The sequence below is a fragment of the Pseudomonas wadenswilerensis genome, from assembly GCF_900497695.1.
Lineage (GTDB): Bacteria > Pseudomonadota > Gammaproteobacteria > Pseudomonadales > Pseudomonadaceae > Aquipseudomonas > Aquipseudomonas wadenswilerensis.
Genome location: NZ_UIDD01000012.1, coordinates 2501 through 28698, shown reverse-complemented (window position 1 = coordinate 28698; position 26198 = coordinate 2501). Strand labels below are relative to the sequence as shown.

Genomic DNA, 26198 nt, shown 5'->3' with positions numbered 1-26198 from the left:
TCTCCCTGAAATAGCTTCAAAGTGTGGACCATGATTGGCCATTGGTCGTTCGACCGCAGAAAAAACACCTACGCTGTAGCGGACCATTAGGGAAAAAGAGGACATCACGCATGCGCTCACTGCGCCGGGTCGCCATCATTGGCGGCAATCGCATTCCCTTCGCCCGTTCCAACGGCCCTTACGCCACCGCCAGCAACCAGGCAATGTTCACTGCCGCGCTTGAGGGCCTGATCGAACGCTACAGCCTGCATGGCCTGCGCCTGGGCGAAGTGGCGGCGGGAGCGGTGCTCAAGCATTCTCGCGACATGAACCTGACCCGCGAAAGCGTGCTCGGCTCGCGACTGTCAGCGCAAACGCCGGCTTACGATCTGCAGCAGGCCTGTGGCACCGGGTTGGAAACGGCATTGCTGGTAGCCAACAAAATCGCCTTGGGGCAGATCGACTGCGGCATTGCCGGTGGCGTTGATACCACCTCCGATGCGCCGATCGCGGTGAGCGAAGGCTTGCGCCGGATCCTGCTCCAGGCCAACCGTGGCAAGACTACCGTCGACAAGCTCAAGGCCTTCCTCAAACTGCGCCCCGGTCACCTCAAACCCGAGTTGCCGCGCAACGGCGAGCCGCGCACCGGCCTGTCCATGGGCGAGCATTGCGAGCAGATGGCCAAGACCTGGCAGATCCCACGCCAGGAGCAGGATGAGCTGGCCCTGCGCAGCCACCAGAACATGGCCGCTGCCTTTGCCGACGGCTGGCATGACGATCTGCTTACTCCCTTCCTGGGGCTGACCCGCGACAACAACCTGCGCCCGGACCTGACCCTGGAGAAACTCGCCAGCCTCAAGCCGGTGTTCGACCGCAGCGGGCAGGGCACGCTGACCGCAGGTAATTCCACGCCGTTGACCGATGGCGCCTCGGTGGTGCTGCTGGGCAGCGAAGACTGGGCCCGTGAGCGTGGCTTGCCGGTGCTGGCCTATCTGGTCGATGGCGAGACCGCCGCGGTGGATTTCGTCAAAGGTCACGAAGGGTTGTTGATGGCCCCGGCCTACGCCGTGCCGCGCTTGTTGGCGCGCAATGGCCTGACCCTGCAGGACTTCGATTACTACGAAATCCACGAGGCCTTCGCCGCGCAAGTGCTGTGCACCCTCAAGGCCTGGGAAGACCCCGAGTACTGCAAAACCCGCCTGGGCCTGGCCGCGCCACTGGGTGCAATCGACCGCAGCAAGCTCAACGTCAAGGGCAGCTCACTGGCCGCCGGGCATCCCTTCGCGGCCACCGGGGGGCGCATTCTGGCCAACATGGCCAAGTTGCTGGCCACCGCCGGCAAGGGCCGTGGCCTGGTCTCGATTTGCGCCGCTGGCGGTCAGGGCGTGACGGCGATCATCGAGCGTTGACCCGTACCGACTGGCTGGCCACCGGGGCCGGGCGGTTGGCGTAGTGCTCGGCCATGATCGAGCAGACGATCAGTTGGAACGGGTGGTCGATGGCTGCGCTTACGACGCCTCTTCGGCCTACATCGCTGCCTTCAAGGGCCTGTTCGGCTTCACCCCGGGCGAGCTGCGCCTGTAGCCGTCAGGTACGGAAGCGCCGTACCAGCGCATCCAGTTCATTGGACAAACCGGCCAGGCTCTGCGAGTCCTGCCGCGCCGAGTTGGCCAGCTCGGCCACCAGCTGCGCATCGCCGTGGATCTGGCTGATATGGCGGTTGATGTCTTCGGCCACCTGGTGCTGTTCTTCGGCGGCGGTGGCGATCTGGGTGTTCATGTCGCGGATGATGTCCACCGACTCGCGAATTTGCCCGAAACTGCTGCGCGCCAGGCCGATGCGGCTGACCGACTGTTGCGACACTTCCAGGCTCGCGTGCATCTGCTGGGCCACTTCACTGGTGCGGTTGGCCAGGTTGCCGAGCAGGTTGTCGATCTCGGCCGTTGAGTCGGCGGTGCGCTTGGCCAGGGCCCGCACCTCGTCGGCGACCACGGCAAAACCACGGCCCTGCTCACCGGCGCGGGCGGCTTCGATGGCCGCATTGAGGGCCAGCAGGTTGGTCTGCTCGGCAATCGAGCGGATGGTGCCGAGGATCGACTGGATCGCATTGCTATCGCGTTCGAGTTGCTGCATCGACTGCGCCGACTGTTCGATCTCCTGGCTCAGGCGATCGACGCTCTGCACTGCCGCATCGATCTGCTGCTGGCCTTCGCGGGCCTGTTGCTGGCCACTGTCGGCCGAGTCGGCGGCCTGGCTGCAGGAGCGCGCGACTTCGTTGGCGGTGGCGACCATTTCGTGAAAGGCGGTCGACACCATGTCCACCGCTTCACGCTGGCGCCCGGCGGCTTCGGCCATGTCATTGGAGACCTGGGTCGAGCTGCTGGAGGTGGCGAGGATCTTGTTCGCCGCCTGGCCGATGCTCTGGATCAGGTTGCGGATCGCCGCGAGGAACTGGTTGAACCAGCTGGCCAGTTGCGCGGTTTCGTCACGTCCGCGTACTTCCAGGCTGCGGGTCAGGTCGCCTTCACCCTGAGCGATGCCTTCCAGGCCGCTGGTAACGCTGTGGATCGGGCGCACGATGAGCTTGGCAAAGGTGGCACCGACCAGGGCAAATACCGCCGCCAGCACGATGGCGAGGGCGGCGACCAGCCAGGTCAGCTGGGTGGCAGTGTGCATCACTTCGTCATGACGGATCAGGCCGATGAAGTTCCAGCCCAGTTGCTCCGAGGGCCAGACGTTGGCCATGTAGCGTTCGCCATCCAGCTCGACCTCGACCAGGCCCTTGCCGGCCTTGGCCAGTTGCGCATAGCCCTCGCCGAGGCTGCCCAGCGGCTTGAAGTTGTGCGCCGGATCGCGCGGGTCGACCAGCACGCTGCCGTTGTCTTCAAGCAGCATCAGGTAGCCGCTTTCGCCGAGCTTGATCTGCTTGACGATCTCGGTCAGCTGCTTGAGCGACACGTCGATGTTGACCACGCCACCGGGGTTGCCGAGCTGGTTGGGCACGGCGCGCACGGTGCTGACCAGCACCGCGTCATCGCCCGCCCAGTAATAGGCGTCGGTGCGCAGGGTCTTGCCCGGGTTGGCCATGGCCGCCTGGTACCAGGGGCGTTGGCGCGGGTCGTAGTTGGCCATTTTCGCGTCGCCCGGCCAGAAGGCGTAACCGCCGTCGCTCAGGCCGTAGGACACGTAGGAGTAAGCGGGATGGCTGGCGGCGAGGCTGGCGAAGAAGTCGTAGAGTTTCTTGTCCTGTTCGCCCAGGGCAATTTGTGGAGCATCTGCGCCCAGGTACTTTTTCACGTCGTTGCCGGTAGCGCTGACCAGCGGCTGGGCGGCCAGGTAGTCGACGTTCTGGCTGATGCCTTCGAAGAACAGTTGCATGGCGTTGGCCACCTGGCGGATCTCGCGGCTGCTGCCGTCGACGAAGCCTTCGCGGGCTTCACTGCGCAGGTTGAGGACCACCAGGGTGGCGACCAGGATCACCGGCAAACCGGCGATCACGGCGAAGGCCCAGGTCAGTTTTTGTTTTATGTTCATCCGCGCTCCAGTATTTTTCTTGTAAACGTACGAGGCTGCTGCAGACTACATCGGCCATGGGCGCTGGAAATAAAGTGTTACTTGCGTAATTAACCCCGTATTTATTGGTGTTTGGCGATTTTTGTGACCGATTGGTCGCGCTCGGGCAGAAAAAGAATGGCAAGTCAGGCAGATTGCCGTTACAACGCAGTGCGGTCTTGATTCAGCGACAAGCAGGTTCCAAGACCTGTGACCTATAACAATCACGTGTTTGGCCAGACAGGACCCCCGACAGAAACCGATGAAGACTCCAAAACGCATTGAACCGCTGGTTGAAGATGGACTGGTCGACGAAGTACTGCGACCGCTGATGAGTGGCAAGGAGGCTGCGGTGTATGTGGTCCGCTGCGGTCGGGAGCTACGGTGCGCCAAGGTCTATAAAGAAGCCAACAAGCGCAGTTTCCGCCAGGCCGCCGAGTACCAGGAAGGCCGCAAGGTGCGCAACAGCCGCCAGGCCCGGGCCATGGCCAAGGGCTCAAAGTTCGGCCGCAAGGAGGCCGAAGACGCCTGGCAGAACGCCGAAGTGGCGGCGCTGTTTCGCCTGGCCAATGCCGGTGTGCGGGTGCCCAAGCCTTATGATTTTCTCGATGGCGTGCTGCTCATGGAGCTGGTGGCCGACGAGCACGGTGATGCTGCGCCGCGTCTGAACGACGTGCACCTGGAGCCTGAGCAGGCCCGGGACTACCACGCCTTCGTGATTCGCCAGATCGTGCTGATGCTCTGCACCGGCCTGGTCCATGGCGACCTCTCGGAGTTCAACGTGCTGCTCGGGCCTGACGGGCCGGTGATCATCGACCTGCCGCAAGCGGTGGACGCCGCCGGCAACAACCACGCGTTCAGCATGCTCGAACGCGATGTCGGCAACATGGCCGCGTACTTCGGGCGCTTTGCCCCGGAGCTCAAGCAGACCCGCTACGCCCGCGAGATGTGGGCCTTGTACCAGGCCGGCGATTTGCTCCCGGAAAGCCCGCTGACCGGTGTGTTCGCCGACGACGAGCACAGCGCCGATGTTGATGGGGTGATGCGCGAAATCGACGCGGCGCGCATCGATGACGCCCGCCGGCGCGCGGCCAGGGCCGACGCCGAACGGGGGGCGGTCAAGGACGAAGAACCGGCGCCGCCCTGGCTTCAGTAAGCGCCGTTACTGACAGCAACTGCCGCCGGCTGCCAGGTCCTTGAGGATCGGGCAGTCCGGACGGTCGTCGCCCTGGCAGTGGGCAACCAGCTCGCTCAAGGTGTCACGCAAGCTCACCAACTCTTCGATGCGCCGGTTGAGGTCGTCAATGTGCTGGCTGGCCAGGGCCTTGACGTCGGCACTGGCGCGCTGACGGTCCTGCCACAGGGTCAGCAGGCGGGCGACTTCTTCCAGGGAAAACCCCAGGTCCCGCGAGCGCTTGATGAAGGCCAGCTGGTGCAGGTCTTCCTGCTGGTACAGGCGATAGCCGCTGTCGCTGCGCAGGGCCGGCTTGAGCAGGCCGATCGACTCGTAGTAGCGGATCATCTTTGCGCTCAAGCCTGAGCGGCGGGCGGCTTGGCCGATATTCATTGGGCATCGTCCTCAGGCGGGGTGGCGGGTTTCCAGGTTTTCAGCAACAACGCGTTGCTGACCACACTGACGCTCGACAGGGCCATGGCTGCGCCGGCCAGCACCGGGTTGAGCATGCCGAAGGCGGCCAGGGGAATACCGATCAGGTTGTAGATAAACGCCCAGAACAGGTTCTGGCGGATCTTGGCGTAGGTCTTGCGGCTGATCTCCAGGGCTGCCGGCACCAGGCGCGGATCGCCGCGCATCAGGGTGATCCCCGCCGCCTGCATGGCCACGTCGGTGCCGCCGCCCATGGCGATGCCGATGTCCGCAGCGGCCAGCGCCGGGGCATCGTTGATGCCGTCACCGACCATGGCCACCACGCCGGACTGCTTGAGCACGGCGACGGTTGCGGCCTTGTCGGCAGGCAGCACTTCGGCGTGCACGTCAGTGATGCCCAGAGCTTCGGCCACCACCTTGGCGCTGCCGCGGTTGTCGCCGGTCAGCAGGTGGCTGCTGATGCCTTGCCCGGCCAGTTGCCGCACTGCTTGCCCGGCACCGGTCTTGAGGCTGTCACCGAAGGCGAACAGGCCCAGCACCCGCGCCTGCGGGCTGCGCTCGATCAACCACGACAGGGTACGGCCTTCGGCTTCCCAGGCCTGGGCGCTGCTGGCCAGCTCGCCCGCTTGCAGGCCACTTTCATCCAGCAGGCGCCGGTTGCCCAGGGCCAGCTCGCGGCCATCGAGGCTGCCGGCGATACCGCGGCCGGTCAGCGACTGGCTGTTGTTGATGTCGGCCACCGCCAGGCCCTGTTCTTCACAGGCATCCAGCACCGCCTTGGCCAGCGGGTGCTCGCTGCCGCGCTGCAGGGCGCCGGCCAGTTGCAGCAACTGCGCCTGGTCACCCACTACCGCACGGCTGTGGACAATGCGCGGGCTGCCGGAGGTCAGGGTACCGGTCTTGTCGAACACCACGCGGTTGACCGCATGGGCGCGCTCCAGGGCTTCGGCGTCCTTGATCAGGATGCCGTGGCGGGCGGCGACGCCGGTGCCGGCCATGATCGCTGTCGGTGTGGCCAGGCCCAGGGCGCACGGGCAGGCGATCACCAGCACGGCTACGGCATTGATCAGCGCGTATTCCATTGGCGCGCCGGTGAGCAGCCAGCCGACCAGGGTCAGCAGCGCCAGCACCAGTACGGCCGGGACGAACACCTGACTGACCCGGTCAACCAGTTTCTGGATCGGCGCCTTGGCGGCCTGGGCGTCTTCGACCAGGCGGATGATCCGTGCCAGCACGGTTTCCGTGCCCAGCGCCAGGGTGCGTACCAACAGACGGCCTTCACCGTTGATCGCGCCGCCGGTGACCTTGTCGCCAGGCTGTTTCGGCACCGGCAGGCTTTCGCCGCTGATCAAGGCTTCGTCGGCGTGGCTCTGGCCTTCGATCACTTCACCGTCAACCGGGAAGCGCTCGCCAGGCTTGACCAGCACCAGGTCATGCAGGCGCAGTTCGCTGATGGCGACATCGCGCTCCTGGCCGTCGACCAGCAACAGCGCGCGTTCCGGGCGCAAGGCTTCCAGCGCCCGGATGGCACTGGCGGTCTGGCGTTTGGCACGGCTTTCCAGGTATTTGCCGAGCAGGATCAGGGCAATCACCACGGCCGAGGCTTCGAAGTACAGGTGCGGCATGATGCCGTCCGTGGCCGTGGCCCATTCGTAGAGACTCAGGCCGTAGCCGGCGCTGGTGCCGATGGCCACCAGCAGGTCCATGTTGCCGGCGCCGGCGCGTACGGCTTTCCACGCAGCGACATAAAAACGCGCACCGAGAATGAACTGCACCGGGGTGGCCAGGACAAACTGCGCCCAGGCCGGCAGCATCCAGTGGATGCCAAAGGGCTGCAGCAGCATCGGCAGCACCAGCGGCAAGGCCAGCAGCACCGCCAGGGCCACCGACCAGCGCTCCTTGCGCAGGCGGCGTTCGGCATCGGCCTGGTTGACTTTGGCACTTTGCGGCAGGCTTGCCGAGTAGCCGGCATGACTGACGGCATCGATCAGCACGCTGCTGTCGACCTGGCCAAACAGCTGCAAGTGCGCGCGTTCGTTGGCCAGGTTGACGGTTACCTGCTGCACGCCCGGAACCTTGGCCAGGGCGCGTTCGACGCGCCCGGCGCAGGAGGCGCAGGTCATGCCGCCGATCTGCAGCTCGAGGGTCTGGGATGGCACGCTGTAGCCGGCTTGCTCAACGGCTTCGACCAGCGCTGGCAGGCTGTCGGCCGGGGCCTGGACCCGGGCCTGTTCGGTGGCCAGGTTGACACTGACCTGTTCGGCACCAACGACCTTGCGCAGGGCGCGCTCGACCCGGCCAGCACAGCTGGCGCAGGTCATGCCGGCAATCGGCAGGTCGAACGTGGTAGATGCGGACATGGGGCACTCCTCCTTGGACAGGCCTCAAGCATCAACCTTGCCATGCGGGGAAGGTCAATAGCCCAGGCCGGCCCTGATCAGCTTGAGGCCATTCTGATCCACGGCAATGCGGTATTTATTGATCTCGCCGGCCCTCAATGTCAGTTGCTGGCTGCGCTGGTTCTCCAGGCCGTTCTGGCAGCCCGGCATCTGTGCCGGCAACAGGCGCAGACGCACCGCGACCTGGCCCGGCGGCAGGTTGAACGAGGTCGACTGCTCCTGAAACAGCCGCGCCGAAAGCTGGTTATCCAGGTACACGCCGATCTCGCACGAGGTCGCCACTTCCAGGCGCTCGCGAGAAATGGTCAATATGCTGTAATCGGCATTGCCCTCGGCGCTGGCCTGGGGGACCAGGCTCAATACTCCCAGCAGGCCGAATAGGCCCAAAGCTGCCCTGCGCATGAATTCAAACTCCTGCAAACCAATCGTCAGGCATGCAGCTTGGCGGAGCGGCGCGCTGATTTCCAGCCCGGCAGGCAATCAACGAACTTGACCTTGCCCCGATGGCAAGCTTGAAACTGCGTTCAAACCCCACAGGAGGCTGTTGCAATGCAAGTATTCACTGTTCAAGGAATGACCTGCGGCCATTGCGTCAAGGCTGTCACTCGCGCGGTTCGGGCCCAGGATGAGGAGGCTGTGGTCGAGGTCGATCTGGCTCACAAGCAGGTAAAAGTGCAGAGTGAATTGTCGGCAGAAGATATTCTCACGGCGATTCGCGACGAGGGTTACGCGGCCGAAGCCGTCTGACCGCTGACGCTTGCGCGGTGGATAAAAGATTCATCGCGCAGGCGTAAGTCTGTCAGCGAAACCCCGGCAGGACGGTTAGACTAGCGGACTTGCTTAGCCTGCTACGGATTTCCGATGAACCTGCGAACCATCCTGATTCTCGGCGCCTTGAGTGCATTCGGGCCCCTGGCGATCGACTTCTACCTGCCCGGTTTCCCGGCCATGGCACTGGCCTTCGGCACCGACGAGAAGCACATCCAGACCACCCTTGCGGCGTACTTTCTCGGCCTGTCGCTTGGCCAGCTGGCCTATGGGCCGGTGGCCGACCGCTTTGGCCGGCGCATACCGCTGTTGGTCGGGGTGACGCTGTTCACTGTGGCGTCACTGGCCTGCGCTTTCGCCCCGACCCTCGATGCGCTGATTCTGGCGCGCTTCGTCCAGGCCCTCGGTGGCTGTGCCGGGATGGTGCTGTCGCGGGCGATCGTCAGCGACAAGTGCGATGCCGTGGGTTCGGCCAAGGTTTTCTCGCAACTGATGCTGGTCATGGGCCTGGCGCCGATCCTCGCACCGATGCTCGGTGGTGTGATGGTCAATCTGTATGGCTGGCAGTCGATCTTCATTGCCCTGACCCTGTTCAGTGCCCTGTGCACCCTGGCCGTGGCCCTGGGCCTGCCTGAAAGCCTGCCGGCCAATCAGCCGCGCCCGCCCTTGTCAGGCTCCCTGCGCCAATACGGTAGGCTGTTCAAGGACCGGATCTTTCTCGGCCACGCCTTGACCGGCGGCATCGCCATTGCCGGGATGTTCGCCTACATCGCCGGTTCACCGTTCGTGTTCATCAAGCTCTATGGGGTGCCAGCCGAGCACTATGGCTGGCTGTTCGGCAGTAACGCGGCGGGGTTCATTCTGGTGGCGCAGGTCAATGCGCGGCTGCTGGCCAAGCGTGGCCCGGCCTTTTTGCTGGCGCGTGCAGTGTGGGTTTACCTGGCGGCAGGACTGACCCTGCTCGGGATCAGCGCCTTGCACCCGGCGGCGCTGTGGCCATTGCTGATTCCGCTGTTCATCTGTATCGCCAGCCTCGGTTGCATCATCCCCAATGCCTCGGCCTGCGCCATGAGCGGGCAGGGTGCCCGGGCCGGCAGCGCTTCAGCGCTGCTGGGTTGCCTGCAGTTCAGTGTGGCTGCCGGTGCCGCAGCGCTGGTGGGAGTGCTGCATGACGGCACGGCGGTGCCGATGTCCATGGTCATCAGCCTGTGCGGCCTGGCGGTGGTGAGCGTGGCGATGCTGACCCGGCGGCTGAGCCTCAGCCGTTGCGTTTGAGCGGGTGCGGCGCCTGTAGCCGGGCTTGCAGGGTGTTGACGAAGGCACGGGCCTCAGCCTCGCTGCGAAAGCTCACCACATGCTGGTCGAGCTGAACCTGCCATGGGCAGCCGGGCTTTTTTACTGATGCACTGACCTGGATATTCATATCTGCATACCTGAGGTTGGCGTTGGCTGATGCATTGTAGCGCCGGCCACGGGCAGCGGAATGACCTGGGTCAGTTGTCGGACTGACGGTCACGCCCACCCCGCAAGCGAGGTGGGCGCGTCATTTCAGAAGCCTTCCAGGACGATCTTGCCCTTGGCCGCGCCGCTTTCCAGCAGGGCATGGGCGCGGCGCAGGTTGGCGGCGTTGATGGTGCCGAAGTGCTCGCCCACGGTGGTCTTGAGCGTGCCGTTGTCGATCAGTTCGGCAACCCGGTTCAGCAGTTTGTGCTGCTCGATGATGTCGGCGGTTTCGAACAGCGAGCGTGTGTACATGAACTCCCAGTGCAGCGACAGGCTCTTGCGCTTGAGCTTGGTGACGTCCAGCTGCTTGGGGTCATCGATCAGCGCCAGTTTGCCTTGCGGCGCCAGGGCTTCGACCAGTTGATCGAGGTGCTGGTCGGTCTGGGTCAGGCTGGCCACGTGAGTCACCTGGTCGATGCCCTGGGCCTTGAGTGCGGCGGCCAACGGCTGGCGGTGATCGACCACCTGATCGGCACCCAGTTCACGTACCCAGTCCTGGGTTTGTGGGCGCGAGGCGCTGCCAATCACCGTGAGGCCGGTCAGCTTGCTCGCCAGTTGAGTGAGGATCGAGCCGACTCCACCGGCCGCGCCAACGATCAGCAGGCTCTGGCCGAGGTCTTGCTCGCCTTCGGCGATCTGCAAACGCTCGAACAGCAGCTCCCAGGCGGTGATAGCGGTCAACGGCAGTGCCGCCGCTTCGGCAAAGCCCAGGGTTTTCGGCATGTGCCCGACGATCCGCTCATCTACTACGTGCAGTTCACTGTTGCCGCCAGCGCGGGCGATGGAGCCTGCGTAGTAAACCTGGTCGCCCGGCTGGAACAGGCTGACCTCGCCGCCCACCGCCTTGACCACACCGGCCACATCCCAGCCCAGCACCTTGGCGGCGCCACCTTCAGGCTGCACGTTCTGGCGAACCTTGGTGTCGACCGGGTTCACCGAGATTGCCCGTACCTCCACCAGCAGGTCGCGTGGGCCTGGCTCGGGGGCTGGCAGTTCGATGTCGTGCAGGGCTGCCGCGTCGGTGATGGGCAGGGAGTGATAATAGGCAACGGCTTTCATGGAGAGTCCTCGGAGGGTCGTCAATGAGGGCCATGATTGGTGCTTTCACTTGCAGTTAAAAGCCGTTAAAACTACAGAATCTTTCAATAAAATTTTGATAATGGCGGGTGAATCAGGTGCGTATCGACGACCTGCAACTGTTCGTACGGGCCGCTGAGCTGGGCAGCCTGTCTGCCGCCGCCCGCCTGCTTGATCTATCGCCGGCGGTAGCCAGCGCATCGCTCAAACGTCTGGAGCAGCAACTGGGTGTGCGCCTGCTGGCGCGCTCGACCCGCAACCTGCGCCTGACTGCCGAGGGCGAGGGTTTCTTGCAGCACGCCCGTTCCGCCCTGGCGAGCCTCGAGGAGGGGCGGCGGATCCTGGCCCATGGTCAGGATCAGGTCAGCGGTACCTTGCTGTTGTCGGCACCGTCCGATTTCGGCCGTAATGTGCTGCTGCCCTGGCTCGATGAACTGCAGTACGAACACCCGCAACTGAATGTGCGCCTGCTGCTGGGCGACCGCAACGCCGACCTGTTTCGCCAGGCGGCCGACATCGCCCTGCGCTACGGCGCGCCGGAAGACTCGAGCCTGGTGGCCTTGCCGCTGTGCCCGGAGAACCGCCGGGTGCTGTGTGCCTCACCCGCCTATCTGGCCCGCCACGGTGCGCCGGCCGAAGTGGCACAACTGGCCCAGCACAATTGCCTGCTGTATCAGCTTGGCAGCCGCGTGCATGACCACTGGCGCTTTGGCGAGGGCGCCAGTGAGGTGGGTGTGAGCGTGAGCGGCGATCGCTTCTGTGACGATGCCGATGTGGTCCGGCGCTGGGCATTGGCGGGTGCCGGTATCGCTTACAAGTCCTGGCTGGATGTGGCCAACGATGTGCAGGCCGGACGCCTCAAGTTGCTAATGCCGCAACTGCGCGGTGAAGCGGCCCCGCTGAACCTGATGTGCACCCATCGGGCGCAGTTGGGCAAGCCCGTGCAGTTGTTGCGAAATATGCTTCGAGTGCGTTGTCAGGCAATGCTCGAGAAATTGCTGGGTTGAACTGCCCAAGACATTGCTATTACGTGTTACTCCTACATGGTATGCATGTAGTTCTTGTGGGTTGCAGTAAAATTTGTTGTAGGTTTTATCGGGTGGTTTGAACTTGATAATAATCCGTCAATTGCTAGCAACATATGTAACATGGGGGCTTGGGTATACATGTCCAAACGTATCTTCAATCTTGCGCCAGGCCGCCGTTGCTGAGGTTGCCAATACCTTGGGAATTGACCGGATTTCCTTGGCGCTACGCGGCTTATAATGGATCCAGCAGTCATTTCCAGCGAGAGATACTTCCATGTCCAGGCCGGCAAGTATTGCCTCTTACTCAGACATTGCCTGGCCCTGGCCCGGGCTGACTGCCGGTGAGGTGCTTGACCGCAAGTAGCCTGAATAACTTTTGTATGTTCGTGTTTCAGGAGGAACACGATGACTAGATAACTTCCGCTTCCTGCCTTTCTGGCATCGGAACCTCGCAGTAAATGCTGCCGACATGGTTAATCAATCGATATCAGACGTGATCTCGCAGGGAGTTGAGATATGAAACCAGTAACGAGTATCAGCCAGATCGCCAGCTTGTTGGCCGACCCGAAACGCAGTGCAATGTTATGGGCCCTGATCGATGGCATGGCGCGACCTTCCGATGAGCTCGCCAGTTTGGCTGGGCTGACGCCTTCTTCGGCCTGTGCTCATCTGGCCAGGTTGTCGGCCAGCGGCTTGCTGAAGCTGGAGCCGCGTGGGCGCAAGCGTTATTTCAGGCTGGCCGCGCCAGAGGTCGGGGCGGCTGTCGAAGCGCTGGCCAGTGTCCAGGTGAAAACCCCTGAAGACAGCGGCGAGCGGGAGGTGGGGGTATCCCGCTGTCCATGCGCCGGGCAAGAGTGTGTGGCGATCACCTGGGCGGCGAACTGGCGGCGGATTTGTACCAGCGCTTTTTCGATGCCGGCTGGCTGGAAGGCAGCGAGCGGGACATCGAAGTAACCCAGCACGGCCGTACCCAGTTTGCCGCTTACGGGATTTTCATCGAGGCCTTGGCCCAGCATCAACGTCGAAGTTTCAGCAGTTGCCGTTGCTGCAGCGAATGGAGCGACCATCGCCCGCATCTGGGCGGAGCGCTGGGCAGCAGCTTGCTCAAGTTGTTCCTGCAGTCTGGCTGGATTCGCGAGAGTGAAACCTCGCGCATGCTGCAAATCAGTGCAAGCGGCTTGTCACATATCAACCGCATGGCCCAGCTTCAGGTGTTGAAGACGGCAGGCTGAACCGGAGGCGCCTGCGTAGCGGGCGTCGTTGCGGTGTCTGGCAAGGTCGTTGCTGACAATTCGCCCGAAGGCAGATGCCGTGACACTCGGAGTTGGCACAACTCCCGGCGTCTGGAGTGCTTGCCGATCAGTGGTTATCACCGACTGATTTTAATCATCATTGCCCTGCGGTGTTCGGCATCGAGACGCGGGGCAAGACTCTGGAGGAGTTGAGCGAGATTGAGGATTAACCTGTAGGAGCGGGCTTGCCCCGCGATGAGGCCAGTGCAGCCAGCACCCCGATCGCGGGGCAAGCCCGCTCCTACAGGTCCAGCACTGTCAGGGTTTGACCAGCCTCGCATCCAGGCTGTTCTGCGCCAGGCGCCGCGCCTGGTCCTGGGTCATGCCCAGGTGCTCATGCAGGGCCTGGAAGTTTTCGGTGACATAACCACCAAAGTACGCCGGGTCATCGGAGTTGACCGTGACCTTCACGCCACGCTCGAGCATGTCGAGGATGTTGTGCTGGCTCATGTGATCGAACACGCACAGCTTGGTGTTGGACAGCGGGCAGACGGTCAGTGGGATCTGCTCGTCGATGATCCGCTGCATCAGGCGCTCGTCTTCGATAGCGCGCACGCCGTGGTCGATACGCTGGATCTTCAGCAGGTCGATGGCTTCCCAGATGTATTCGGGCGGGCCTTCTTCGCCAGCATGGGCGACGGTCAGGAAGCCTTCGCTGCGGGCGCGGTCGAACACCCGTTGGAACTTGCTCGGTGGATGGCCCATTTCCGAGCTGTCGAGGCCGACGGCGATGAAGGCATCACGAAACGGCATGGCCTGGTCGAGGGTCTTGTGTGCTTCCTCTTCACTGAGGTGGCGCAGGAAGCTGAGAATCAGGCCGCTGCTGATGCCCAGTTGCTGCTGGCCATCCTTGAGTGCCGCTCTGATGCCATTGACCACAACCTCGAAAGGGATGCCGCGATCGGTGTGGGTCTGCGGGTCGAAGAACGGCTCGGTGTGAATCACGTTCTGCGCCTTGCAACGCTGCAGGTACGCCCAGGTCAGGTCGTAGAAATCCTGCTCGGTGCGCAGGACATCGGCGCCCTGGTAGTAGAGGTCGAGAAACTCCTGCAGGTTGTTGAACGCGTAGGCGCTGCGCAGGGCCTCGACGTCGTTCCAGGGCAGGGCGATCTTGTTGCGCTCGGCCAGGGCGAACAGCAACTCGGGCTCCAGCGATCCTTCCAGGTGCAGGTGCAATTCTGCCTTGGGCAGAGCGTTAAGCCAGTCGTACATAGTGGTGGCGTCTCATCAGGTGCGGTTGCCGCCATTCTACAGAGGTTGCGCTGTCTACGCGGAGAAAGCTGACCAGGCGGTTACCCCGGGAAACCTTCAACGATGGCGAAACCAACGGGATCGAGGGCATGACCCTCTTCGTGCGGTTCGCCACCGTCATCATGTTGGCATTGCTCGCCTTTGAGCTATCAGCCCGCGATCAGTTGTGCGGCGGCCTGACGGTGATCGGCGATCAACGCCTGCACATCCAGGCCTTCGATCTGGCCATCAACGACGCGCCACTGGCCACCGACCATGACCCGGTCAGCGCGGTCGGCGCCGCACAGCAGCAGGGCCGAAAGCGGATCGTGGCTGCCGGAGAAGCGCAGCTCATCAAGCTTGAACAGCGCCAGGTCTGCCTGTTTGCCCACCGCCAGCTCGCCAATATCGCTGCGCCCCAGCAGTTGCGCCGAGCCGCGGGTGGCCCAGCCCAAAACCAGTTCCGGCGTGATCGCTTCGGCGCCGTAGCGCAGGCGCTGCAGGTACAGGGCCTGGCGCGCTTCGAGGATCATGTTGGAAGCATCGTTGGAGGCCGAGCCGTCAACGCCCAGGCCCACCGGTGCCCCGGCCCGGGTCAGTTCCAGGGTTGGGCAGATGCCCGAGGCCAGGCGCATGTTCGAGCTCGGGCAATGGCAGATGCCAGTGCCGGCGGCGCCCAGGCGGGCGATTTCGTCCGGATTGAAATGGATGCCATGGGCCAGCCAGGTGCGCGGGCCGAGCCAACCGACGCTGTCGAGGTAGTCGACCGTGCGCAGGCCGAAGCGCTGCAGGCAGAAGTCTTCTTCATCGAGGGTTTCGGCCAGGTGGGTGTGCAGGCGTACGTCCAGCTCTTCGGCCAGATCGGCGCTGGCGCGCATGATCTCCGGCGTGACCGAGAACGGCGAGCAGGGTGCCAGGGCGATCTGTATTTGCGCGCCATCGCCGCGCTCGTGGTAGCTGTGGATAAGTCGCTGGCTGTCGGCCAGGATCACTTCGCCCTGCTGTACCGTCTGTTGCGGTGGCAGGCCACCGTCGGCTTCGCCCAGGCTCATGGAACCGCGGGTGAGCATGGCGCGCATGCCCAGTTTGCGTACCGCTTCGACTTGCACGTCGATGGCGTTTTCCAGGCCATCGGGGAACAGGTAATGGTGGTCGGCGGCGGTGGTGCAGCCCGACAGCAACAGCTCGGCCAGGGCCACGCGGGTCGCCAGCTCAAGCTTGGCCGGAGTCAGCCGGGCCCATACCGGGTACAGGGTTTTCAGCCAGGGGAACAGCGGCTGGTTGACCACCGGCGCCCAGGCGCGGGTCAGGGTCTGGTAGAAGTGGTGGTGGGTGTTGATAAGTCCGGGCAGCACCACATGCTCGCGGGCGTCAAAGACTTGTCCACAGGGGCTGGCCGGGCTTTGGCCAAGGCCGAGTACTTGCTGGATACGGCCGTCTTCAATGACCAGGCCGCCACGGGCGTCGAGGCTGTTGGCAGTGAAGATGGCGAGGGGGTTTTTCAACCAGATACGGGTCGCAGGCATGGTGCCGGCTCCTCTGAAAGTGGGTTCAGGTTAGCCAGCTCAGTGTTGCCCTGTCTGCTGATCCAGGTCCGCCGCGGTGGGCGAGGTGTCGAGTCTACACCCACCGCGCGCGGTTTCACCAGATCAGGCTTTCGCCTTTGTAATTGATGAATTGCAGACCGCCTTTGCCGCTGTTGGCGTGAACCTGATCGAGCATGCCGCGGGTGCTGGTGGCCACATCGATATCGGCGCCTTCACCGCCCATGTCGGTCTTGACCCAGCCCGGATGCATGGCCAGCACGGTCGGCTGCGGCTCGCCCAGTTGCGCCACGAAGCTGTTGATCATCGAGTTCAGCGCCGCTTTGCTGGCCTTGTACAGGCACAGTTCCGGCGCGTCGGGAATACTCACACTGCCCAGTACCGAGCTCATGAAGGCAATCACCCCGGTGTTCTTGCGCAGTTGCGGGGCGAAACGCTGGGCCACGCGAATCGGCGCCACGCTGTTGGTCATGAACAGCTCGCCGACATCGGCCAGCTTGGCCTGCTCCGGGTTCTGTTCTTCCGGGCCCTTGACCCCGGCGTTGACGAACAGCAGGTCGAAAGTCTGCGCGCCGAGGCGTTCCTGTAGTGCGTCGAGCTGGCGGGCGCTGTTCATCTCCAAGGTTTCTACCTGCACCCGCGGCAGGGCGCTGAGGGTGTCAGCCCTGGCCGGGTCGCGCACGGTGGCGATCACATTCCAGCCGTCTTCTACCAGGCGTTGCACCAGGCCAAGGCCCAGGCCGCGTGAGGCACCAATGATCAGGGCGGTTTTGTTGATGGACATGGGGGACTCCTTTCAAGGGGGTATCGATCTTTGATCAAAGAATAACCAGTCTAGTCAAACCGTGGCCCTACAAGCTGTTGGCGCAGGGGTGCACGGCTTATCCACAGCTTGCTCCACAGTAATTGTGTGCAAGCACTCAAGGTGGATATAAGCCCGTCAGAGCCCGGTCCGAAACCAATAACTGGGGATAACTTGCTGATTTTTCGTCAGTTGATGCACTGTCATCAAAACTTGATCAAAATATGATCGTTCGTCTGCAGGCTAGGTAAATCAAGGCGCGCAGGCGAATGCTAAGAGCTTATCCACAGCCGGGCCCACAGTGAATGTGGGCAATTGTTCAGGGGCGTTCCAGCAGGATGCGGCCACGGCTGAGGTCGGCCAACTGGCGTTGCAGGGGTTCGATCTGCTCCTCGCCCAGGGCCAGGCGCAGATCGACGCCGTTGGCGGTGAATTGTTCGTCCAGCACCAGGCCGTCGGCTTCAGCCACGCGCAGTTTCAGCAGCGCCAGTTCGCTGAAGCTGCAGCTGCAGGTGAGTTCGCTGCGGCTGACCAGCAAGCGTTTTTCGGCCTGCTGCAGGCACTTGTTGGCGCCACCGCCGTAAGCGCGGGCCAGGCCCCCGGTGCCCAACTGGATGCCACCGTACCAGCGGATCACCAGCACCACCACCTGGTCACAATCCTGGGCCTCGATGGCCGCGAGGATCGGCCGCCCAGCGGTGCCGCCGGGTTCGCCGTCGTCGCTGCTGCGGTATTGCCCGCCAAGCTTCCAGGCCCAGCAGTTGTGGGTGGCGGCGAGGTCGCTATGGCTTTCGATGAAGTTCATGGCTTCGGCCGGGCTGCTGATTGGCGCAGCCAGGGTGATGAAGCGGCTCTTGCGAATCTCTTCGCGAAACTCGCAGGTGTCGAGCAGGGTAAAAGGCATAAGGCAGGTTCAGTCGCGAGGTGTCAGGCCACAGCCTTTGAGAATGATGTGGATAAGATTGTTGCTGGCATCTTCCATGTCCTGCTTGGTCAGGCGGCTGCGGCCGGTGACCTGGCAGATCTGGGTGGCGAAGTCGGCATAGTGCTGGGTACTGCCCCACAGTAGGAAGATCAGGTGTACCGGGTCGACCGGGTCCATCTTGCCGGCGTCGATCCAGGCCTGGAACACCGCGGCACGGCCCTTGAACCAGGCGCGGTAGTCTTCGCTGAAATAGTCGCTCAGGCACTGGCCGCCGCTGATGATCTCCATGGCGAAGATCCGCGATGCCTGCGGGTTGCGCCGGGAAAACTCCATCTTGGTGCGGATGTAGCTGCTCAAGGCCTGGGCTGGGTCATCGTCGACAGTCAGGGCGTTGAAAGTGCTGTCCCACAGCTCGATGATGTTGCTCAACACTGCCACATACAGGCCGAGCTTGTTGGTGAAGTAATAGTGCAGGTTGGCCTTGGGCAACCCGGCCTTGAGGGCGATGGTGTTCATGCTGGTGCCCTTGAAACCGTGGCGGGCGAACTCGTCCTCGGCGGCCTGGATGATGGCCTGCTCGTTCTTCTGACGAATGCGGCCGGCGGGCTTGCCCGAGGCTTGGGGGCGATGCGCAGGGACTTCAAAGGTCATGAACGATTCCAGACAAGGCAATGGGTATCTCTTATGACTGGCTAACCTACCAGCATTAGTCCTCAGCGAGTAGCCGCCAGGCTTTCGAGGAAGCTTTCCAGCACCAGGTGCGGGCGCCGGCCTTTGCGCGTCACCCAGCACAGGCTCAGGTCATAGAAGCGCTCGGTGGGCTTGAGTGCACGCAGCCGGCCTTGTTGTACCCAGAAGGATGCATAGTGGTCCGGCAGGTAGCCAATGTAGCGCCCGGTCAGAATCAGGAAGGCCATGCCTTCGCGGTCCGAGGCGCTGGCGGTGCAGTTCAGCGCCTGGTAATGGGCCTGGATGTCCGCGGGTAGGCGGAAAGTCGGGGCAATGGCGTCCTGGCTGTTGAGACGCTCGTCGTCCAATTGCCGGTCGTCGGCGTAGAACAGCGGGTGGCCGACCGCGCAGTAGAGCAGCGAACGTTCGCTGTACAGCGGCTGGTACTCAAGGCCCGATAGCGGGCTGGTTTGCGGAACCACGCCAACATGCAGGCTGCCATCGAGCACGCCCTGTTCGACCTGGCTGGGGGCAATCATGCGGATCTGGATGCGCACGTCCGGGCCGCGGTCCTTGAGCTGCGCCAGGGCATGGGTAATGCGCATGTGCGGCAGGGTCACCAGGTTGTCGGTCAGGCCGATGTTCAGTTCGCCGCGCAAATGCTGGTGCAGGCCGTTGACCTCGGTGCGAAAGCTTTCCAGAGCGCTAAGCAATTGCAACGCCGACTGATACACCTCGCGGCCTTCCTCGGTCAGCGAAAAACCGGCGCGCCCGCGCTGGCACAGGCGCAGGCCCAGGCGCTGCTCGAGGTCGCTCATCTGCTGGCTGATGGCCGAACGGCCGATACCCAGCACGTTCTCGGCGGCCGAAAAGCCGCCGCACTCCACCACGCTGCGGTAGATTTTCAACAGGCGGATATCGAAATCGCTGACCTGGGCCAGGGGTTGTGGACGTTTCACGCGATGCCTTTGCACTGGAGGGGAGTGAAGGCTCACAACATACCCTCATCAGACATTCTCGCGCCAGCGACGGGCCTGAACGAGCAGGGCCGGGGCGAAGTGCAGCACGACCATCCGCAGCAGGTGATGCGTCAGGATGAATACCACATTCAGCCCGCCGCTGAAGGCGACGATGGCGATGGTCTCGATGGCGCCGGGCATGTACGCCAGCCATAAGGCAAAAGGGTCGTTGTCCAGCACCCGGGCGGCGACCCCGGCAAAGGCAGCGGCGACCAGCAGCATCAGGCCCACGGACATCAGTCCGGCCCGACCGTGACGAACAAGTTCTGCCAGGCTGATCTCCCTGAACCTGGCGCCAATCATCACGCCGAGGATCAGCGCGGCGCCATCGACGCTCCATTGCGGCATGTGGAAAGCATGCAACAGCCCAAGCTTCACATAGATCCCCGAGGCGATGATCGCGGTCAGCATGAAAGGTGCGGGAACACCGACTTTCAACAGCAGGCGGCCAAGCACAATGCACAGAGCGATCAGCGACAGCAGGGTCAACGCGGTAATGAACGTCAATGGACTGCTCGCGCTTACGTGCGCTCCGGCACTTGCCGGTATGCACAGGCTCACCAGCAGCGTGATCGACAGCAGTCGTACCAGGTGCACAACGATCACCTTGCTGGATGCGCGTTCAGACTCAAGCAGATCGAACACCGCCGCCAAGGCGCCCGGGTAGACGGCAAGGAGTGAATCCTTGAGGTTCCATGCCGAGACTTTCAGCAACCACAGTGCAGCCACGGCAATCTGCGTTGTCAGGCACAGAAGTAACAAGCCGAGGCTCGGCAGCATGGTTGCCACTGTCTGGTTGTCCCAGGCCTCGAACATCAGGCCGGTGGCAATGCCCAGGACGATCTGCACATAGCCGAGGCCGAAGCGCAGCCGGGGAGCCACATTGAACCTGCTGACGACAATTGCCGTCGCCACTATCGAGCCCAGTAGCAGGCCATGGGGCACGCCAGCGTACTGCAGGGCGGTACCAGTCAACGCAGCGATCAGCAAACACACGAAGGTTTTCATAGGCTCAAGTGCTCAATGCACGAAGGTTGCGGTAGATGGTTTCAGCCTGCATCTGCAAGACGTCGATATTGCTGACGGCATAGAACACACCCGTGGTCGGAGCGCCAATGGCAAAGATATTAGACGGCCCCTGGTGGTTGATGACGCGACAATCGTCATAACGCACGTCGATCCCACCGTATTGATGCTGGATACAGATACCGGATGCAGCCAGATTCTTGTAGAGCGCACCTTGCATCGCATCGCCAGCGCCCGTGGCATTGACCACGTTGGAGAACCTGCAATTGAAATCACGCCCGCGTGCCATAAAGCCGCCTTGTGTCACGCTGACATCGGATAATCCGGTTCGACAAGCCAAGCGTCCCGAATGCATATGTTGGTGAATCTTGATCCAGTTTTCCTTGGGGATGGGAACCCGCAATTGCCTCCAGGCACCCCGGAAGCGTCCGACGAATACCTTCCTTTCGCGCTCGGAGAGCAGGTTCCAGATCATCGGCACGATCAGGTTGGTCGAAGAGAACACCGAGTAGATATCCTCGCGGGCCACCGAGGCCTGGGTGTGATCGCGCATGAGGTCATCGAGGGTGGCGTCGATGCCCTGCGCCTCCAGCTCTTCGTCGAACATCGCCCGCACCGTCTTCAATGCCGAGCCACCAAAGCGCAGGCGATGCCTGATGGCGTGTTCAGTCAGTACCTTGAGTGCTCGCGGCTGATAGCTTTCGCTGTAGTTGGGAATCTTGCTGCTGCGGGTCAACATGGTCACATGATTGCCAGGGTCGGCATCGAGCAGGGTCAGTGCGACGTCGATGGCTGACAGTTGATTGCCGAGCACGCCGATACTGTCGGAGCGAATCTCGGCAAGGCGAGTCGTCGGGTAGGGGTTGTTGATGTATCCCGGGGCCCCCTTTAGCCGATAAAAGTCGGTCGGCTCGGCATTGCCGGTTGCCAGCACGACGGCCTTGTATCCCGGGCGTTCACCCGATGCGGTGCTGAGATCATAGCGCCCCCGGGACGAAGTCATTCCGGTGATATGTTCACGGTAGTACTGAATCGATGAGTGCTCGCGCAGCGAAGACTGCACTGATTCTTCGATGAACTTGCCGAACACCGGGCGCGGTTGATAACCATTGGACTGGGCCATGCCACGGGTCTGCAACCACTGCTTGAAGTCGCCCTGCTCGCGCAGATACATCAAATTGGCGGGGCGGTTGACCAGGTTGCTCAAAATATCTTGCTGATAAGCCTGGCCCGATCCGCTACTACCGGCAGTATCGAACACATCAATGCTGAGTGCTGGCGTCAGGTGCTTCAACCGTTCCAGAATGATCGCACCGCTATAGCCCAGCCCAACGACTGCTACCTTGCCCATATCCAATCCTTTAGATGTGGTTTTGCTGCGGGCGCGATAACGCCCGTTGCCTGGTATCGACCTGCCAGGTCATGACAGGTGACAAAGACCGGCTGGCGGGGTATCCGTCAGTCGGCGTCCGATTACAGGCAAGCGCCGGTGGGCGCTGCCTGATGTCGTTGTTCAAAGGGATACCGGCTTACGCCCAGACGAAGGTATCCCTGACCCAGCTGTCGAACTGGGCGAGATGGTCGCTGACTTCTTTCTCACTGTTGCCCTCGACAATCGCCGAGACGATTTCGCCATTGGTCATTTGCATTCCGGAATAATCCGTGCCCTTTTTTGCAGTGACCGTGTAATAGCGAATGAAGGGCAAGTCGATAGATGCCGGGAAGTCGATCAGCTTGCCTGTGCGCGGCGGTACGTTCAGTTGGCCGAGCAAGTGGCGCGGTGGCAGCAGCGACTTCAACGACGCCGACTTGCCGCCACGCTCGGCATCGATCAGGGTCAGACGCGGATTCAACCCGTAGGCTTCGGTCAATTCCTGATTGATGCAGCAGCCTCCCAGGCGACAGGCGATTTCGCAGACGATGAGGTCGTCGCCGTCGAGAAACACTTCAAGGTGGAACAGCAGGGTGCCCAGGTTTGGCAATGCCTGCTCGATGATGCTTCGGGTCAGCTTCACGCACTGCGCATGCAGCGGATTGCTTTCGGCCAGCATCTGGAAACCGAGGCTTTGTCCGTCAAGAAAGTCCAGGCAGGTAATCGTCGAGCGTACCGGGGAAATAATCACCGGGTTGCCGTTGATGTAGAGCCCATTAACGTTCAGCAACGGTGCATCGAGGTACTTTTCGACCATCAGATTGTGCAGCGTTGTGCCGTCCTGCTGTTGCAGGTAGTCGCGCAAGCCGTCGACGTCGCGTAGCACCCGTACGCCCCCCGAACCTCGTCCATCACGAGGCTTGACCACCACCGGGTAGCCGTACTGCTCGATGAAATCGTTGATTTCGCACGCCGAGCCGACCATCGCCATGGGATTGATGCGAATGCCATGCTCTGCGAGCCTCTGCTTCATGAGGAATTTGTCACGGTACAGCAGAGTCATGGCCTCATAGCGTGTACGCGAACCATTGAGACGGTCCTTGATGCGCGCCACACGCAGCAAGTCGACTTCTGCCAGCGCAACTACCGTGTGAGTGCCTAGCGCTCTCGCCGCCGCCAGGGCATCGAGTTCGACTAGCGCTGATTCATTGAAGTTGGGGTAAAGCCTGAAAGACTCGCTCAGGGTGGGGAACTGCTGGTCCAGCGCTGCTTTGGCTGACAAGTCGCTGTAAATCAGCGAATTGTTGCCCAGCACGTTCAACCATTCTTGTTCCGAGTGCTGCAGGAGGATTTTCGCGGGCGAGAACAGGATTACAGGGTTCAAAGGATTTCCTTATCGTGATTGTTCATGGCGTAGCACATGCGCAAGGCAGTCCATGGTGCGCGTGTTGTTGCAGCGACCGGCCGAAGGGCGCGTTCATACGCTCCTGTAGTGGAACTATCAGAAGTTGCCTGTACGTGAGCGCTGTAGGTCTTAGGAAATACTGGGAGGCGCGATGGCTTCGAACAAGAGAGGTTCTGCGACAGATAGAGTGAGACTCCTCTATCGTGGCTGTAAGTAAATGCACATCGCCGCACGGCGGTTTTTCGCAACTAATTGATTGGTGAGGGAATTTTCGGAGTCGCTCAGTCGACCGGCATTCAACATGACGCCAGGCGGTAAATGTTTAGCGAAAGGCAAACCAAAGATCGGAAAAGCAGGATTTTCCAGACCTTACGGCCATGCCAATTTAGTCGCAACAACACTTGTCGCTGCCCAATTGCCTTGCGAGGACTTGTCCGATGAATCTGCCTGAAAACGCTCCTGTCGGTCTGGCCAGCCAGCTCAAGCTGGACGCCCACTGGATGCCCTACACCGCCAACCGCAATTTTCAGCGCGATCCCCGGCTGATCGTCGCCGCCGAAGGCAGCTACCTGACCGACGACAAGGGTCGCAAGATCTATGACGCACTGTCCGGCCTGTGGACTTGCGGTGCCGGTCACACCCGCAAGCAGATCCAGGAAGCCGTATCACGCCAGTTGGGCGTGCTCGATTATTCGCCGGCCTTCCAGTTCGGTCACCCGCTGTCGTTCCAGCTGGCCGAGAAGATCACCGACCTGACCCCGGGCAACCTCAATCACGTCTTCTATACCAACTCCGGTTCCGAGTGCGCTGACACTGCGGTCAAGATGGTCCGTGCCTACTGGCGCCTGAAAGGCCAGGCCACCAAGACCAAGCTGATCGGCCGTGCCCGTGGCTATCACGGAGTGAACATCGCCGGTACCAGCCTGGGTGGCGTCAACGGCAACCGCAAGCTGTTCGGCCAGTTGCTCGACGTCGATCACATCCCGCACACCCTGCTGCCTGGCAATGCCTTCACCAAGGGCATGCCGGAAGAGGGCGGTATCGCCCTGGCCGATGAAATGCTCAAACTGATCGAGCTGCACGATGCTTCGAACATCGCCGCGCTGATCGTCGAGCCGCTGGCCGGTTCCGCTGGTGTATTGCCGCCGCCGAAGGGTTACCTGAAACGCCTGCGGGAAATCTGCGACCAGCACAACATCCTGCTGATCTTCGACGAAGTCATTACCGGCTTCGGCCGCATGGGCTCGATGTTCGGTGCCGATGCCTTCGGCGTTACCCCGGACCTGATGTGCATCGCCAAGCAGGTCACCAACGGCGCCATCCCGATGGGCGCGGTGATCGCCAGCAGCGAGATCTACCAGACCTTCATGAACCAGCCGACCCCGGAATACGCGGTGGAATTCCCCCACGGCTACACCTACTCGGCACACCCGGTCGCCTGCGCCGCCGGTATTGCCGCGCTGGACCTGCTGGAGAAGGAAAACCTGGTGCAATCGGCCGCCGAACTGTCGCCGCACTTCGAGAAGGTGCTGCACGGGGTCAAGGGGGCGAAGAACATCATCGACATCCGTAACTACGGCCTGGCCGGTGCGATCCAGATTGCCGCCCGTGACGGCGATGCCATCGTGCGTCCGTACGAGATTGCCATGAAGCTGTGGAAAGCCGGCTTCTATGTGCGCTTCGGCGGCGACACCCTGCAGTTCGGCCCGACCTTCAACAGCCAGCCGCAGGAACTGGATCGTCTGTTCGATGCGGTCGGCGAAGCCATCAACCAGGTCGACTGATCGTCCCTCTATATATAAGAAGCGGGCGCGAGTGATCTCGCGCCCAGGCATACCCTCTTTCTGGAGTTCTGCATGAGCACTGTTCAACACCTGATCAACGGCGAGCTGGTGGCTGCCGACGTACGCACCGCCGATGTCTTCAATCCGTCCACTGGCCAGGCTATCCACAAGGTCGCCCTGGCCAGCAAGCAAACCGTGCAGCAGGCCATCGACTCGGCCAAGGCCGCTTTCCCGGCCTGGCGCAACACGCCACCGGCCAAGCGTGCCCAGGTGATGTTCCGCTTCAAGCAACTGCTGGAGCAGAACGAAGCGCGTATCTCCCAACTGATTAGCGAAGAGCACGGCAAGACCGTGGAAGACGCCGCCGGTGAACTCAAGCGCGGTATCGAGAACGTCGAGTTCGCCTGCGCCGCCCCGGAAGTGCTCAAGGGTGAGTACAGCCGCAACGTCGGCCCGAACATCGATGCCTGGTCCGACTTCCAGCCGCTGGGGGTGGTGGCCGGTATCACGCCGTTCAACTTCCCGGCCATGGTGCCGCTGTGGATGTATCCGCTGGCCATTGCCTGCGGTAACTGCTTCATCCTCAAGCCATCGGAGCGTGACCCGAGCTCGACCCTGCTGATCGCCCAACTGCTGCACGAAGCCGGCCTGCCTAAAGGCGTGCTCAACGTGGTGCACGGTGACAAGGAAGCGGTTGATGCGCTGATCGAGGCCCCTGAGGTCAAGGCCCTGAGTTTTGTCGGCTCGACGCCGATCGCCGAATACATCTATGCCGAAGGCACCAAGCGCGGCAAGCGCGTCCAGGCGCTGGGCGGGGCGAAGAACCATGCGGTGCTGATGCCTGATGCCGATCTGGACAATGCCGTCAGCGCGCTGATGGGTGCAGCCTACGGTTCTTGCGGTGAGCGTTGCATGGCGATCTCCGTGGCCGTGTGCGTTGGCGACCAGGTGGCCGATGCGCTGATCGCCAAGCTCGAGCCGCAGATCAAGGCGCTGAAGATTGGTGCCGGCACTTCCTGTGGCCTGGACATGGGCCCGCTGGTTACCGCGGCAGCCCGTGACAAGGTGGTGGGCTACATCGACGATGGCGTGGCTGCCGGTGCGCAACTGGTGGTCGACGGTCGTGGCTACCGGGTTGCCGGTAACGAAGACGGTTACTTTGTCGGCGGCACTCTGTTCGACCGTGTGACTCCCGAGATGCGCATCTATAAAGAAGAG

General features: G+C 62.3%; 22 protein-coding genes and 3 pseudogenes (1 of these 25 cut by a window edge). 9 read left to right on the top strand and 16 right to left on the bottom strand.

The genetic code is table 11. From position 1 onward, the window contains the following. The first annotated feature begins 110 nt into the window (after window positions 1–110). On the top strand, window positions 111–1388 hold the full coding sequence (locus CCOS864_RS24945; RefSeq protein WP_115088940.1) for an acetyl-CoA C-acetyltransferase: 1278 nt from the start codon (window positions 111–113) through the stop codon (window positions 1386–1388). Between the two features lie 100 nt (window positions 1389–1488). Continuing rightward, a pseudogene (locus tag CCOS864_RS28555) lies at window positions 1489–1563 on the top strand (hypothetical protein); the annotation flags it as partial. Window positions 1564–1566: 3 nt separating this feature from the next. On the opposite strand, the gene CCOS864_RS28855 reads toward CCOS864_RS28555, so the two are convergent. After that, entirely contained in the window at window positions 1567–2295 is a 729-nt protein-coding gene (locus CCOS864_RS28855; RefSeq protein ID WP_371857248.1) for a methyl-accepting chemotaxis protein, read from the bottom strand. A 129-nt stretch (window positions 2296–2424) separates the two neighbouring features. Next, window positions 2425–3513: pseudogene (locus tag CCOS864_RS28850) on the bottom strand (HAMP domain-containing protein); the annotation flags it as partial. Between the two features lie 280 nt (window positions 3514–3793). Between CCOS864_RS28850 and CCOS864_RS24930 the strand changes: the two are divergent. Next, complete coding sequence (locus CCOS864_RS24930; protein WP_115088934.1) at window positions 3794–4687, top strand: PA4780 family RIO1-like protein kinase; 894 nt, start codon at window positions 3794–3796, stop codon at window positions 4685–4687. A gap of 6 nt (window positions 4688–4693) precedes the next feature. Here CCOS864_RS24930 and cueR read toward each other — a convergent pair whose 3' ends face one another. The 3 genes from cueR to CCOS864_RS24915 are packed head-to-tail and all read right to left on the bottom strand — an operon-like array spanning window position 4694 to window position 7938. Beyond that, window positions 4694–5098 (bottom strand): Cu(I)-responsive transcriptional regulator, encoded by a 405-nt coding sequence (cueR, locus tag CCOS864_RS24925; protein WP_115088932.1) that lies wholly within the window; start codon window positions 5096–5098, stop codon window positions 4694–4696. Next, a complete protein-coding gene (locus CCOS864_RS24920; protein WP_115088930.1) occupies window positions 5095–7497 on the bottom strand; it encodes a heavy metal translocating P-type ATPase in 2403 nt (800 codons plus the stop codon). Before CCOS864_RS24920 ends, cueR begins: the two co-directional genes overlap by 4 nt. A gap of 54 nt (window positions 7498–7551) precedes the next feature. Beyond that, entirely contained in the window at window positions 7552–7938 is a 387-nt protein-coding gene (locus CCOS864_RS24915) for a hypothetical protein (RefSeq protein WP_115089510.1), read from the bottom strand. A gap of 147 nt (window positions 7939–8085) precedes the next feature. On the opposite strand from CCOS864_RS24915, the gene CCOS864_RS24910 reads away from it, so the two are divergent. Together CCOS864_RS24910 and CCOS864_RS24905 are read left to right on the top strand one after the other, a co-directional pair. Next, complete coding sequence (locus CCOS864_RS24910; protein ID WP_115088928.1) at window positions 8086–8283, top strand: heavy-metal-associated domain-containing protein; 198 nt, start codon at window positions 8086–8088, stop codon at window positions 8281–8283. 114 nt (window positions 8284–8397) lie between these two features. Further along, entirely contained in the window at window positions 8398–9579 is a 1182-nt protein-coding gene (locus CCOS864_RS24905) for a multidrug effflux MFS transporter (protein WP_115088927.1), read from the top strand. Here CCOS864_RS24905 and CCOS864_RS28295 read toward each other — a convergent pair. Then, a complete protein-coding gene (locus CCOS864_RS28295) occupies window positions 9563–9727 on the bottom strand; it encodes a hypothetical protein (protein WP_166675732.1) in 165 nt (54 codons plus the stop codon). The two genes, CCOS864_RS24905 and CCOS864_RS28295, sit on opposite strands and share 17 nt — an antisense overlap. Before the next feature lie 125 nt (window positions 9728–9852). Next, window positions 9853–10866, bottom strand: coding sequence for a zinc-binding alcohol dehydrogenase family protein (locus tag CCOS864_RS24900; protein ID WP_115088925.1), 1014 nt, complete (start codon window positions 10864–10866; stop codon window positions 9853–9855). Between the two features lie 116 nt (window positions 10867–10982). On the opposite strand from CCOS864_RS24900, the gene CCOS864_RS24895 reads away from it, so the two are divergent. Both CCOS864_RS24895 and CCOS864_RS24890 read left to right on the top strand, forming a co-directional pair. Then, the gene (locus CCOS864_RS24895; RefSeq protein WP_115089509.1) at window positions 10983–11891 is read left to right on the top strand and encodes a LysR family transcriptional regulator; all 909 of its coding nucleotides are present in this window, start codon (window positions 10983–10985) and stop codon (window positions 11889–11891) included. A 537-nt stretch (window positions 11892–12428) separates the two neighbouring features. Continuing rightward, a pseudogene (locus CCOS864_RS24890) lies at window positions 12429–13144 on the top strand (ArsR/SmtB family transcription factor). Between the two features lie 318 nt (window positions 13145–13462). Here the strand turns inward: CCOS864_RS24890 and CCOS864_RS24880 are convergent. The 9 genes from CCOS864_RS24880 to CCOS864_RS24840 form a co-directional block, all read right to left on the bottom strand. Next, window positions 13463–14416: an adenosine deaminase gene (locus CCOS864_RS24880; protein ID WP_115088922.1), complete on the bottom strand. Its 954-nt coding sequence runs from the start codon at window positions 14414–14416 to the stop codon at window positions 13463–13465. A gap of 188 nt (window positions 14417–14604) precedes the next feature. After that, complete coding sequence (locus tag CCOS864_RS24875; RefSeq protein ID WP_115088919.1) at window positions 14605–15960, bottom strand: 8-oxoguanine deaminase; 1356 nt, start codon at window positions 15958–15960, stop codon at window positions 14605–14607. Window positions 15961–16075: 115 nt separating this feature from the next. Next, on the bottom strand, window positions 16076–16762 hold the full coding sequence (locus tag CCOS864_RS24870; RefSeq protein ID WP_115088917.1) for an SDR family oxidoreductase: 687 nt from the start codon (window positions 16760–16762) through the stop codon (window positions 16076–16078). A gap of 337 nt (window positions 16763–17099) precedes the next feature. Beyond that, a complete protein-coding gene (locus CCOS864_RS24865; RefSeq protein ID WP_115088916.1) occupies window positions 17100–17684 on the bottom strand; it encodes an IMPACT family protein in 585 nt (194 codons plus the stop codon). 9 nt (window positions 17685–17693) lie between these two features. Beyond that, window positions 17694–18356, bottom strand: coding sequence for a TetR/AcrR family transcriptional regulator (locus tag CCOS864_RS24860; RefSeq protein ID WP_115088914.1), 663 nt, complete (start codon window positions 18354–18356; stop codon window positions 17694–17696). A gap of 62 nt (window positions 18357–18418) precedes the next feature. Continuing rightward, a complete protein-coding gene (locus tag CCOS864_RS24855; protein ID WP_115088912.1) occupies window positions 18419–19333 on the bottom strand; it encodes a LysR family transcriptional regulator in 915 nt (304 codons plus the stop codon). 48 nt (window positions 19334–19381) lie between these two features. Then, window positions 19382–20401 carry an AbrB family transcriptional regulator gene (locus tag CCOS864_RS24850; RefSeq protein WP_115088910.1) on the bottom strand — a complete coding sequence of 340 codons (1020 nt, stop codon included), beginning with the start codon at window positions 20399–20401 and terminating at the stop codon, window positions 19382–19384. Window positions 20402–20405: 4 nt separating this feature from the next. Continuing rightward, on the bottom strand, window positions 20406–21770 hold the full coding sequence (locus CCOS864_RS24845) for an FAD/NAD(P)-binding protein (protein ID WP_115088908.1): 1365 nt from the start codon (window positions 21768–21770) through the stop codon (window positions 20406–20408). A gap of 178 nt (window positions 21771–21948) precedes the next feature. Next, the gene (locus tag CCOS864_RS24840) at window positions 21949–23175 is read right to left on the bottom strand and encodes an ATP-grasp domain-containing protein (protein WP_115088906.1); all 1227 of its coding nucleotides are present in this window, start codon (window positions 23173–23175) and stop codon (window positions 21949–21951) included. 458 nt (window positions 23176–23633) lie between these two features. On the opposite strand from CCOS864_RS24840, the gene aptA reads away from it, so the two are divergent. After that, window positions 23634–24980 (top strand): omega-aminotransferase AptA, encoded by a 1347-nt coding sequence (gene aptA, locus CCOS864_RS24835; protein WP_038997314.1) that lies wholly within the window; start codon window positions 23634–23636, stop codon window positions 24978–24980. Window positions 24981–25052: 72 nt separating this feature from the next. Beyond that, a protein-coding gene (locus CCOS864_RS24830; RefSeq protein ID WP_115088904.1) for a CoA-acylating methylmalonate-semialdehyde dehydrogenase crosses the window boundary here: on the top strand, window positions 25053–26198 show its 5' portion. It continues 348 nt past the right edge of the window; 1146 of the gene's 1494 nt are visible here — the first part of the coding sequence; the start codon lies at window positions 25053–25055; its stop codon lies off the right edge, out of view.